The organism is Proteiniphilum saccharofermentans (assembly GCF_900095135.1).
In the GTDB taxonomy this organism is placed as follows: Bacteria; Bacteroidota; Bacteroidia; order Bacteroidales; family Dysgonomonadaceae; genus Proteiniphilum; species Proteiniphilum saccharofermentans.
Map to the genome: position 1 here is coordinate 3,442,008 of NZ_LT605205.1, position 13,705 is coordinate 3,455,712.

The 13,705-nt window shown below is 45.5% G+C and carries 7 protein-coding genes; all 7 read right to left on the reverse strand.

The window, feature by feature from the left end:
* Nucleotides 1–80: 80 nt before the first annotated feature.
* On the reverse strand, nt 81–2,786 hold the full coding sequence (locus tag PSM36_RS13310) for a glycoside hydrolase family 78 protein (protein WP_076931335.1): 2,706 nt from the start codon (nt 2,784–2,786) through the stop codon (nt 81–83).
* A 1-nt stretch (nt 2,787) separates the two neighbouring features.
* Nucleotides 2,788–6,114, reverse strand: a complete 3,327-nt coding sequence (locus tag PSM36_RS13315; protein WP_076931336.1) for an MGH1-like glycoside hydrolase domain-containing protein — start codon at nt 6,112–6,114, stop codon at nt 2,788–2,790.
* 11 nt (nt 6,115–6,125) lie between these two features.
* Nucleotides 6,126–7,058, reverse strand: a complete 933-nt coding sequence (locus PSM36_RS13320) for a glycoside hydrolase family 43 protein (RefSeq protein ID WP_076931337.1) — start codon at nt 7,056–7,058, stop codon at nt 6,126–6,128.
* Nucleotides 7,058–7,729: a DUF3826 domain-containing protein gene (locus PSM36_RS13325; RefSeq protein WP_076931338.1), complete on the reverse strand. Its 672-nt coding sequence runs from the start codon at nt 7,727–7,729 to the stop codon at nt 7,058–7,060. Before PSM36_RS13325 ends, PSM36_RS13320 begins: the two co-directional genes overlap by 1 nt.
* Nucleotides 7,730–7,821: 92 nt before the next feature.
* Nucleotides 7,822–9,516: a polysaccharide lyase gene (locus PSM36_RS13330; RefSeq protein WP_076931339.1), complete on the reverse strand. Its 1,695-nt coding sequence runs from the start codon at nt 9,514–9,516 to the stop codon at nt 7,822–7,824.
* Between the two features lie 21 nt (nt 9,517–9,537).
* Nucleotides 9,538–11,232: a polysaccharide lyase gene (locus tag PSM36_RS13335; protein ID WP_076931340.1), complete on the reverse strand. Its 1,695-nt coding sequence runs from the start codon at nt 11,230–11,232 to the stop codon at nt 9,538–9,540.
* Nucleotides 11,233–11,404: 172 nt separating this feature from the next.
* On the reverse strand, nt 11,405–13,702 hold the full coding sequence (locus PSM36_RS13340; protein WP_232001458.1) for a RagB/SusD family nutrient uptake outer membrane protein: 2,298 nt from the start codon (nt 13,700–13,702) through the stop codon (nt 11,405–11,407).
* Between the last annotated feature and the right edge of the window lie 3 nt (nt 13,703–13,705).

Below are 13,705 nucleotides of genomic sequence, written 5' to 3' on the forward strand. Positions count from 1 at the left end.
AAGACACAAGAACCAGGACATAAGACAATTTTCCGATTTATTGATTTAGCGATTTGCAGATGAAACCATAAAGATTAGGATTACAGTTTTACAGAATAACTATATTTTCCGCTTCCCGCATCATGCGATTGTTTGTCAGGAAGGATTATTCTGGCCCGGGTATTCACAGGCACCTCTACGTTCAATTGGAATGTGTTGTTTTCTATTTTCCAGTCGACGCTGATCTTTCCATAGAGCGTTTCAGTAGATGCCGAAACAGATGTCAGGTCACCTACCACCTGCGGATGCACGATGAACCGTTCATATCCGGGAAAATCGGTATCGGGTTGGATCCCTGCAAGCCAGGCAAAGAACCATTCATCGATCTGTCCCATCATAAAATGATTCCATGAAGTACCCTGTCGTGGATCCCATTGCTCGGTAAGGGTGGTAGCTCCGAACTTCACCTGAAATCCGTAACCCGGTACGTCTTCGTGATTATTCATGATGTACATCAACTCATTCAGATCATTCTGTGCCAATGTCTGGAACAGGTAACGGTTCCCCACATCACCGGTTGTTAACCGGTTTCCCTGTTTCCGGATATCTTTTACCAGGTTTGCCAGCACCCGGTCTCTGTTTTGCCTGTCTACCATATCAAAGAAAAGGGGTATCGCATTCGATGCCTGGCTTCCGGTTCCGTACTGGCCTGTTTTTTCATCGAAGAACATCCTGTTGAAGCCCTCTTTGACGGATGCCGACAATTCATGATAGTATGTCGCATCCGCATTTTTCCCTACCATTACCGCCGCCTTGCTGAGCAGGGTAAGATCCCAGTAATAGTGAGCCGTCGCCACCAACGGGACGGGCGTATTTTTCGAAAATCCGGCTTTTTCGCCATGATAATCGTACCAATCACCCAGGCCATGCGATACAATATGTCCGGAAGCGGTGGAAGAGAGATAATCCACATAGTTCTTCATTACATCGTAGTAATTATCAATCAAAGAATCATCGCCATAATAGAGATAATACATCCAGGGCAATATGACCGACGCACTTCCCCATTCGGGCGAATCCCTGAAACCTCCGTCAAACACCACAAATTCGGGTGCAATACTGGGAACCAGCCCCGTAGGTAGCTGGGCATCCCTGATATCCTGCATCACCTTGGGGATGAATGTTCTCAGGTTGTAATTATAGTAGAGGCCCGGTCCGTTCAAATGAACCTGCTCCAGCCAACCTAATTTCTCCCTGTGGGGACAATCGGTAAACACAGCCTGCATGTTACTTCTTACGGCATTGCCGATTATCCTGTGTGCATTATTGAAGATGCTGTTTGAACTTTCAAATGTAGATATTTTTTCTGCCGAATTATAGATAAAGCAGGAGTTAATCTCTTTGAGTCTCGGTAAACCGGCAGAGGTTTGTTGTTCTTTAGACGCCAGATCAGCCTGGATATACCTGAATCCGTAATAGGAGAAACGGGGACGCCAATATTCATCTCCCTCTCCCCGCAGTACATATTCATAGTAATGCTTACTTCCGGTTTGTTTCTGGCTTACTGTTCCGTCCTCATTCAACGATTCTCCGACAGTCAGCCGGATGGTATCGCCCTTTTGTCCGTTCACCACTATTTCCGGGAAACCGGACAGGTTCTGTCCCATATCCATCACATAACGATGGTCGGAAATTTTATTGGTCTCCTTCACGCCAAAACGCTCCATGATCTTTACAGGAGTGGCCTGCTGTGCCCTCAACTTTCCTCTCGGCGCGTCCTGGACAATAACAGGGTTCCATTCTTCATCATTGAATGCAGCCGTATTCCATCCCGGCTGTTCCCTCGTGGCATCATAATCCTCCCCTCCGTAAATACAGTTGAAGGTGATGGGGCTATAGTCGTATTTCCAGTTTTCGTCCGACTGCACCTCCCGGGTTGTTCCATCGGAATAAGTGATGATCATCTTGAAAAAAAGCGTCGGTGGTCCGAAGCTCACCAATAGTTTCCGGTATCTTCCCCCTTGCACATTATAAAATCCGTTCCCCAATAATATACCGATCGCATTTGCTCCCTCTTTCAAATATCCGGTTACATCGTAGGCGTTGTAATACACTGTTTTATCATAATCGCTTACAAGAGGTGCTAATTCGCTTTCACCTATCTTTTCTCCGTTCAATGAAAATTCATACAACCCCAGTCCGCAGACATACGCCATAGCCTCTTCGACTGTTTTGCCGGATTCAAAAGTCTGCCGCAGGTATATGCTCTTATTGGATAAGGGATTGACCTGCTCCCAAAGGGATCTGTTCTCCGGCCTCCCCATGACTGTTGAGTGAAAATTCCTCCCTTTCGGAAGTCTGGCATCCTGATGAGAGACAGACCCGATCCATTCGGCGTTCAGGAACGCTGAAGCCGGCGCCATGCGAAAAGAATTTTTCTCACTCCATTCCGACGGCTGGTTTTTCTCATTCCATACTTTTACCCGCCAGAGATATTTTTTCATCGGTTCCAGTACCCTGTTACCGTCATAAGCGACATAGCGGCTGTTTGATGAGATCGTTTTTCCGGTACTCCAGAATAGCTTCTCGTTACCATCGACCAGTTCATATACTTCAATCTCATAAGCGCTCTGATAAGTACCATTCTCTTCGGAAGTGATCTGCCAACCGAACCGGGGGTGGGTTGAACTGACCGTGACGGGTGATTCCATCCTGTCGCATGTAAGACGAACCACTTCAAAAGCCCCGGCTTGTCTTACACTCAAACAGAGAATCCAGATACACAGCAATGATATTTTACCCTTCATACTACAAAACATCCTGACAAACTATTTTTTCCAATTGATCCGATCTTCCCGCTTCTTTTCCATCCACAAAAATCCTGAAACCTTTTCCCTGATGATAGCGGTCTCCGTTTTTATCCCATAGGATCGTAATACTCCTACCGTGGTATGGCAGATTATCCAGACAGAACCAATCCCATTTATCTGCCGGCAACAGGGGATTTACAACAAGGGTATTGTCTTCCTGGGGACGAAGCCCGATCAATCCGGTAATCAACAGATCATTAAAGGTGGAATGATTGTAATATTTGCTCCTCTCCTGATCCCCTTTCAACCAATAGCCTGTCACTTCATCCTGATATTCACCTATGTAGGGTCGTCCCCTGTGATATTGTGATTCCACGTACAGTTCCATCAAACGATAATAGATACTGTCGTTCACGGTGGTCTGGGAATAGTTATTCATGAAATTGGCCATCGCCGTCATGGTCTGGCTGGTCGCAAACGGCCAGATTGCTCCGTCCCATTCACAATTACAGCATCCTGCTTTACGGAAAAGCGGGTGACGCCGTTCGGCTGTTGTCAACCCGTATGGGGCCAGGAAACCCTCTTCATCTGTAAGTTGTTCCCAGGCTACATCATATTTCCCCTCATCCGGCAAATTAAAATACCAGGGGATATAGCCGATCGCTTCCCTTACATTGGCCAGAGAATCCCCTCTGTGTGTTTCAAAAAACTGATGCTCTTCGTTCCAGAGTACCTGATCCACCAGATTTTTTATCGTATCCCTTTTCAATTGGTATTCCCGGGATTTTTCTTTCTCACCGGCCAACAGAGTGATCTTCGAGAGAGCATCCGCATTTCCGTACATATAGCTATTGATGGTGGGGCGGGCATATTTTTTGCGTCTTCCGCCACTGATCGACTCCTCCATCCCATCCTGTACATCTCCCTGCCAGTAGAGGTTATTCGGTAACCGGTGAGTTGTCTCCCACCTGCGGTATTCATTTTCCAGATCGGGTAACAGGTCAAGCAGGAATACGCTATCCTTGTCTACCAGATAACGGTTATAGAGGGCGTCTGCCGCCCACGAACTGAAATTACCGAATCTCTCCATCGGCTTTCCTTCATTTCCTCTATACCAGGCGTGGATATACTGGTCAAGATATTGCGGATCGCGAAGCCATCGCGACTCATAGATGTGATGACCAAAAGCACAGGCAATCATATTGTATTTATCGGCATACGACCTGTTTACCAGAAACTCGGTCATGACGTACCCTATGGGAGTCTCTTTGATATGTTTTCTCAAGGACCACCAGCGATAGTAGTACATCTCTTCAAAATTCTCCTGAGGACATTCAAACAGCGGTATATTTTTTCTCATCCATTCACTCGATTCACTGTTTGGAATAGCCTGAACAATATTCTCCTCTTCCATCCGGTTGAAGTAGTCCGCATAGTGCCTGAAATGATCGTAACGAAGGATCATGCCTTCCTGATAACCACTTATATCGGACGTACGAAGGTTCCTGATATAAAACGCAGACAACGGATCTTGCTCTCCCGCATCGGGCAGGTCGTCATAGTTATCCGCCGGGGTCTCAGGTGTCGGATGCTGGCGTAATTCGCCAGTCCTGAACACGATTCTTTCGATGGAATGAACCGGTGCAAAAAATCTCCTGACACCTACCCTCTTTTCATTCACATAGACCACTATTTCATTATTGGATGCCGATAAATCTGCCCTCACCGTATATTCCCTGTCAGACTCATATTGCATCATGTTGGAGAAACGGGCTCCCCCTTTTACCCTGAAAACGCCTTCCGGTGTCAGTTCAAGGCGGGAACAGGCAATACCGTTCTCATCCATGAATTCAATCTGCAAAGTGCCGTTGGCCACTTGTGCGGCCATCACTTTGAACGAAACGCTTAATTCCCCGGTTTTAGGAATTTTCCTTTCGATCTTCGCATAATCAAACGGATCTTTATCTTCCAGCGCAAGCCAGGTATGCCCCTCTTTTTTCTGCAGTGAAACCGGTGCCCATAGCGGAGAATAGATATTCCACTCTGTCAGATCGGATAACTTTTCTTTGGTATCCAGGTCATCGTTCGCATGGGCGGTAGCATCCGTTTTTACAGGTACAGGCACTCTGGCCACCCACATATCCTCTTTGTTCATGCTGTAGGTTACCCAAAGATCCCCATCGGGCGGGACACCGTTGCCTTCCTGTATCCCCCGGACATATTGCGGCCCGTAGGACTTATAGTTTCCACCATATCTCATCGGGGTGATCTCACCATGTACAAGGTTCAGCGTAGTGTATTCTATCCCGTCAGTACTGGTAGAAATAGCCAGGGGCCACCTGAATTCCGCCGGATTATATACAGTGGCATAGGTGCCGTCACTCAACCGCTGCCCCCATATTTTGGCGTTACTGTTGATAAAACCTCTCGCCCTTTCGACGGGTTCCAGCCAGGTTTTTCCGCCGTCTTTACTAATGGAAGTCAATGCATGTTTCCATAAACCTACCACGTTGCCGTCAGGCAGATGATAATAGGAAAAAGCCTTATATTGTTTCTTTAACGGAATCAACGGGTCATCCCTGTCCGACTCTTCGACCCATTGCATCATATAGAGCGGATTTTCCAGGATTTCCCTGCACGCTTTCACAAATTCTTTGTCCTTGCTTCTCTCGAAATAGGGGTAGTCCGTATTTTTTTCGTTAAACTGATGATTATAGCGGATAAAATAGATGGGACCGAAAGAACCGTCTTTTTTAATTTCACGGACCACTCTGCCGATCCCGTTCCCATCGTTGGGATCATCTTTTTCATCTAACGCGATACCATAGTATCCCATGGCGATAAGACGGTCCGACTTGGATACATAGAACCCGACCCTTTGATGCATGATCGCTTCCAACCCTTTTGCCACCATCTGGTTGCCGGGTTTTGTGAATCCGTCAGGTACTTTGTATCTCGGGAATAACACCATCGGATCACTCCATCTGTATCCATCTTCCGAAGTCATTAAAAATGTCTGTGACGGGGGGATATGCTCACCTACTTCATCCGACAGATACTCTAAATAAAATTTTCCGTTCCAATAAGCCAGCATGGGTTGGTGGTTATAGGTCCATCCATACCCGTTGGAAGCATCCGGATACTCCCTGTTTGCCCGCATTACCTGAATGTTGTGTACCCCAACAACCGGTGATAACTGTCCGTCATGATAAACCGGGTTCGAAAGCTCCCGCCCGCTATAATATACTCTGTCCTGTGCACCGGATATCATTGAAACTGATGCAAACAGCACGCAACAAACTAAAATATGCAGGATATTCTTCATACAGACCTCTCCTAATCTCTCTTCTTACTTACATTCTTCATCTCATCAACAACCGAAGCGGGCACTTTAATTACTGTTCCGTGTTTATGCCCATTCGGAATATGCAACTCGTCCGTAATATCTTCAAAATATATAAAGTCGGTTGTTTTCTTCGCCCCATACTTTTTCTTACGATACATATCAAAATATATCAGATACTCCTCTCCGATTTTCGTCACGGAAGGACCTTCCACAAATTTTTCAGTGAATGGATCAGACGGTTCGGAGTAAGGCCCAACAGGTGATTCAGCAAATGACACCTTGAGGTTTCTATCAAGTCTTGTATTGTCTTTTAACACTAACACATAATCCTTCTCAGCCCTTTTGACGACCACCGCATCAATCACGCTGAATCCCGGATCCAGAAAAAGCCTGGTTTCGGAAAAAGTTTCAAAATCTTTCGTGGTCAGATAATACAACCTGTGATTGTTATCCTCATCCTCGACACCTCTCTCAAATTTACCGGGGACACAAGATGCCCAGACAATTATATATTGATCATCCACATCGTCATAAAATATTTCAGGTGCCCATACATTGACGGTCGTCGTATCTTGCATGGCAGGAATCATTTTCGGTTCAGACCAATGGATCAAATCTTCGGATTGTGCATATCCAAATCCCAAATCTCCTTTCCAACTGGTAGTCCAAACCAGATGATACAAATTATCAGGACCTTTCACAATGGAAGGATCACGCATTAACTGATGTTTTCCCAGCGATGGTTTCAGCCATACTCCATCTATACTTTCCCAATTGTATCCATCTTCACTATAAAGAAACCTGAGCCCCTCATCAGCAGGTTCATGAAATGAAGTAAACAGAAAAACCTCTTTCTCATCCTGCGCTGCGGCGCATGCGGAAAAGATCACAACGACGAAATACAATAGTAGTTTATGTTTCATTACATTTTACTTCTTTTGGCTTCTTCAATACGTTTATTCCATTCAATCCGTTCCTGGTCAAGATCGTATCCCTGCTGAGACAGATAATTATTGATCTTACCCTTATATTGCCTGAAAACCGCCTGTTTGTCTTCCGATGACCCCATATTCATAGCCTTATCCCTGGCCTCAACCAATTGATTATAGACATACTCCTTTTCGTCTTGTTTCAGGGAGGGGATAAGCTCGGTAAAACCCCGGTAGTTATGGTCGAAAGCACCAAGGGTCATTCCGTCTTTGACCCCGTCAATTTGTTGTTTATTCAAATATTTCGACAAGTTCCTGAGATATTTTTTCTGCAATTTCTGCAATTTTTTTTCAGCTTTGTTTTCTAACTTGCTTTTCTCTTTTCCGAATTTTTCATCCGGCAAACCGGATTGTTTCAGTTCTTCAATCTTCCGGTCTTTCCGGTCATGTATCTTGTTAAGATCCCAATACTGTTTCACCATTAGATCACGCACTTTTTCTTTGATCTCTCCTTCAGGAAGACGAACATACTGATCCAATATTTTATCAGATCTATTGCTCAACACCTCAAGATACTTTATATCCTCAGGTGTTTTGGCTTTTTGTGCATTTACCGAAATCAATCCGAAGAGGATGAATCCTATCAGGAAAATATATCGTGTCATACTTTTAAAACTGTTTATTCTTTACATTATTGTATCTGTAGTAAGCAACAATGCAGCGCAGCGTACAGACTTGCAGTTGTGCTGCATTGTTGTTATTCTTGATGGAGGGAGCCGTTCTCCTGTAACGTATCATAATTGAACTGAAGGTTACTCCAATCAATTTTTGTTTCGGGATTGATACCATTGATGAATTTCTCGATATTGGTATACCCATCGCCATTGATATCGCCATTGGCATCCGACGGGTCATTTGGATTCAGGCCGTATTTTACTTCCCACCAGTCGGGCATGCCATCACCGTCCGAGTCCTGATAAGGCTCGCCTTTATATTCAGGATAACCTCCTACCTGGTTTATGTCGGTGATGATCCCTTTTTTATACGAATCCGCGGGTAATCTTCTTTTTACATATTTGCTATCTTTGGTCTCCAATCCCTCTTTATATTCAATGATTCCTGTCTTTACCTGTTTTACGATACGTGTATCCACTTCGTCTCTTTTCGGGAGGGTAGCACCGGCATTGTCCAATACCCATCCGAAAGCTTCGCGTGCAGGGAGAATACGGACGTGCGCCATCGGGAACGGGGTTCTTGAACGCATATATTCAAAATGCTCTTTCGCTTTCTCATGCGGCATCCCCAATTGAATACCCCCGGCCCAGTTGTCTTTTGTTACCTCTTCGTTGTCGTCAATCACATTGCCATGTGCATATACCCTGCCAAAGATAAGAGAATCGATACTTCCTTTTTCAGGTTTCGCGATCCGGTATCGGACCGGGTCATTTTCGGGAGTGATAGGTCCGGGTTTGTAATAATTATTAATGAAATTCCACATCGACCTGTAATCTCCTCCGTCTACGGTCCTATTCCACCAGTTGAATAACACGTTATTCACAAACGAAAAATCGCCCCACATCCCTACGGACGGATTACGTGCCACATTATTGGCAAAAAGATTCCGGGTCATAGTGCTGTTGAGCCCTCCGAACGTGCTTCCGAAAGCATGATTATAGAGATCCAATGTCTCGGCGATAATGCTGTTTTGAACAGTGATGTTGACCGTGGGCAGTTTTTCGGGACTCCTGCCCGGGTGTCGTTTAGGTTCTGCCTCCCACATGTTTCGGTAGAGTGACAGGGATTCATCAAGCCCCCAACTGGCAGAAGTATGGTCGACGATGATATTGCCTATGGCATCACCGCTTAGCGCATCATCGCGCCGCAACACATTCACTTCTCCTCTTCTGAATCTCATATGCCTGATAATCACATCATGCGTATCAATATCCACCGACTCGCCGGCAATCACCACTCCATCACCCGGTGCTGTTTGTCCGGCAATGGTAATATACGGAGCGCGTATCGATATCGGTTTTTCCAACCGGATAATACCTGCCACATTAAAGACCACTATTCTGGCTCCCCCGGCTTCACATGCTTCACGAAACGTTCCGGGACCCTCGTCGTCCAAGCTTGTCACTACATACACTTTGCCTCCGCGACCTCCGGGCGTGAACATTCCTCCGCCTTCGGCACCCGGAAAGGCGGGTATGTTGGCCTGTGGCAATGCTTTGGGAATACCGGCCCACGGAATGTAGGGACGTCCCTCCCGTGCCTCTTTCTCTACGATAGGTAATGCTTTTGCCCATGCCGCATCATTATGGAGTTTGACTGCTTCCATAAAAGCTTTTCCCTTTTGCTCCTCTTCCTGAGGTACCTGGGGATATTGTGCCTGCATAAAGTGCGGTACAAGAACCACTAATAGTATTATGCTGTTTTTACAAGGATTCATCTTTACTACGTATTGATATTGTTAGTACTGTGCGTGAATATTGCCTTTTGCTTTCAGCGTGTCGTGATTAAAAAGAGGATTGCTCCAGTTTATCTTTGTTTCGGGATTGATACCATTGATGAACTTCTCGATATTGGTATATCCGTCCCCGTTAAGATCTCCGTTGGCATCCGACGCATCATGAGGATCCAGGCCATATTTTACTTCCCACCAGTCGGGCATACCATCTCCATCCGAATCCTGATAAGGCTCACCTTTATATTCAGGATAACCACCAACCTGACTTATATCCGTGATGATACCCAGCTTATATGAATCGTCCGGTAAACGGCGGTGTTCGAATCTGGGGACACCGTCAAGGTTCACGTTCTCTGCGTATTCAATGACACCTGTCCCCACAACCCTTGCGATCCTTTCATCAACAGCATCACGTTTGGGAAGTGTAGCACCGGCATTTTCAAGTACAAAGTCATAGGCTTCGTAGGCATCCAGAATGGTCATAGATGGCATCGCGAAAGGAGTCCTCCATCTTATTTCATCCGTATAGTCTCCTGCGTCCGAAAGGCTCTCTACCTGTACTCCTCCATCCCAGTTATCTCTGGTTACCCTTTCATTGCCTTCCATGACATTGCCATTCACAAAAGCCATTCCATACACTTTGCGCGACAATTGGCTCCGACCCGATTCCGGTTTCAATATCCTGTGGCTGACAGGTCCGGAGGTTGGTGTAACAGGTCCCGGCTTATAATAATTGTTGATAATATTATATTTCGCAGTATAATCCCCACCGTCTACAGAGCGGTGCATCCAGTTAAAAACCACATTATTCACGAAATTAAATACCCCGTTCCATCCTATAGAAGGATTACGTCCTGTATTATTGGCAAACAGGTTTCGCATAAAAGAACAGTTTTCGCCTCCCAAAGTCGCGCCAAAAGAGTGATTCCATGTATCAAGCGCTTCTGAGAAAATAGAATTTTGAATAGTGATATTCACGGTACCCAACTTCAAATCGCTTTTACCGGTACTGTCATTCCACATATGCCTGTAGATAGACATGTTTTCATCCAACCCCCAACTGGCGGAAATATGGTCCAGCATAATATTGCCTACCGGATTTCCGCCTATCGCATCGTCGCGACGGCCTACCCAGGTTTCCCCTCTACGGAAACGCATGTGCCGTATGACCACGTCGTGGGTATTGATCCAGAAGGATTCGCCCGCTACACAGATCCCGTCACCGGGTGCAGTTTGTCCCGCAATGGTAATATAAGGAGCTCTGACAATGAGGGGAGATTTTAATTTGATGATACCCGATACATTGAACACAACAATACGTGCACCTCCCTGTTCACACGCCTCCCGGAGCGAGCCGGGACCGCTGTCGTTCAGATTCGTTACCATGATCACTTTCCCACCCCGGCCACCAAAACTATAGGCGCCTCCCCCTTCAGCTCCGGGGAAGGCGGGAATATGGGCTTGCGGGAGATCGGACGGTCGCGCTGCCCAAGGGATATAAGGCCTTCCGGCCCGAGCCTCTTCTTCGATAACAGGCAAGGCCTTTTCCCATGCTATGTCGGATTGACGCCGCGCCTCCTCCATCATCTGATTTGCCTCCGCTTGTACTTCTTTAGGAATCCTTGGATATTGTGCGACAATAGATGCACTGTATAACAACCCAAAGATAAACATGAATAATCCAATCTTTCTATTCATACGACAAAAATATTTATTTTATATCCTCCACACCGATAGGACGTATTTCATAGACGCTTTACTTCATTTTTTGTAACCTTAAGAAAGGTAAAAGAAAGAGGGAACTATTACAAATAGCTTGCAACAGCTCCCCCTAACCCATTTATTAATCCATTAAAAAAACAATCTATTATTATTCCGGTGTACAGTAATAATAAGTTCCATCTTGCTCTTCGGGTCCAAGACCTGTTGGATTTGCATTGGCAGTCATCCATCCTGCGGTTTGCTCAATCCAATCATTTCCCTTTCCCGGAGTATACATATCATAGTGGATCGGATAGACATAGTACCACCCGCGCCAAGCGAACAGAAAATTTTGATCTGTCACATTTGTTCCGCTATCCATGGCATATTTATGTCCCATTCTGCTGTCTTGAATCGGATTTACTGTTTCCATACCAACGCCATCATAAAAAGCATCTAATTTATCGAAAGCAGCATCTCTCTGGGATTCAGTCATATTTCTGCTGATAGGCGAAACTGCAAGTAATCGTTCGTCTGTTTTCAAAGGATGATCTATTACTCCTTCATTCGGGTTCCACTCATCCACAGGGTATACATTATCAATATCATATGCCCAAAGTTTGCTGGAGTGTTTTGTTCCCGCGAACCGGGGAAGTCCCAATTTTGTCAATACATTACTTTCTTTGGTGTAATTGGGTCTCCCGTCTTTTCCGTCATAAATACGCCATCCTTTTCCCCATGCAAGATCGGGAGTATAAAAGCGAGTCCCATCATCAAAATCAGCAAGTCGGGGATCAAAACCGGCACCTCCTTCATACAACAACCAACGTCTCATATCCCAGGAGCGTTTGCCCTCATATGCCAGTTCTACAGCACGCTCATTCAAAACAGTCCTGATCGCAGAATATTTGTCTGTTATGTCGTTTAACCCGTAATTGTTGGCCGCATCCACACCTACACGACTACGTATTTTGCTCAAATAGCTGATGGCACCCCCAACATCACCTTTTGCCGCATATGCTTCAGCGATGTTTAACAATATCTCAGCATAACGATATTCCAATATATCTGTCCCACTGGTTGATTCCCCTCCTATGGGAACATTGGGATCTGACATCTTCCAGACAATCGCCCTGCTTTTTTTCTGAGCACCTCCATCTCCTCTGCTGCCATCAGTATAACGGTACATTTGGTTTTCAGAGGTACTGTATTTATAGGTGTACAACCAAATCTGCGTATTTGTTCCCGGCCATTCACATCCGGAGAATGCAAAAGTACGATAGAACCGGGGATCCCTGTTCCTATAGAATTTTTCGTTATTGTATCCATTCTCTTCTATCGCCGCCCTACCATTTCTCATTGGAAATTTCATTAAAACCTCATCAGGTGCCGGCATACCGGCATTGGTTCCGGAAATCACAGCTCCGGGACGGACATATTGTTCCCATCTGTTGAATGCTCCTGCAATTACATTGTCGCTTTTTGGAATCTTTATGATCGCTTCCGGGTTAAACATTCCATTGTATGCATAGAATGCCCTGTCCCACGATTCAATATCACTGATACTCGATCCGTAACCTGCCGTATTGGCCGCTGCTTCCGCAGCCAAGCTGGCATCGAGCGCTGCTTGCCAGCGTCTGCTGCCGGGGTCGTCCCAATTGGCATTGAACACCGGACTGGCAGCATACACACGTACTCTGCTTATCATTGCCAATGCTGCCACAGAAGTAAATCGGCCATCATTATCAGCATCCCACACAGCCGGAAGCAACTCTGCGGCTGCCTGGAAATCATCGCAGATTTTGTCAATACAATCCTGAATGGGCATACGCAAAGAACGATCGCCTGGTTGTGGCTGATCCGTGTCCGTCGCATAATAGGGCACACCTCCCCATAAACGAACCGCATCAAAATAGAGCCACGCACGTGCAAAAATAGCCTGTCCTTTTAATTGGTCCCAAAACGTATCATTATTGTACAGGTCACGGGATCGATCGATTTCAATGATAAAGTTATTGATAAGAAAAACAGTAGGAAAGAGCGTATATCTGTTAAAATTATTATAGTTACTTGAGGAACTTCTGGGATCATTCCAATACGGAGGATTGGCAATATGGTTCCCTGCTTTGGTATTCTTACCGTTGGATCCATTATACCTTCCGTCCCTGAACCCCCCGTCAGACAACTCTTCCGTGTAAATGTGCTGCAGACCGCCTGTGTTCTGAGCTTGTCGCATTAGCGGATCGGATCCGCAAAAAGGAGAATTATACCTTTCCAATATCTGTTTATAGATTGTTCCAAATACTGCTTTTGCCTGCTCCGGATCACTGTATACATCTAATGTCGTTAGATTATTATAATCCCTCTTGTCCTGTAAAAACTGATCGCTGCATGATAACAAAAATGTCAATATGCATATACTGATCAATATTTTTGATATTATTATTTTCATAAGTACTCGTTTCATACA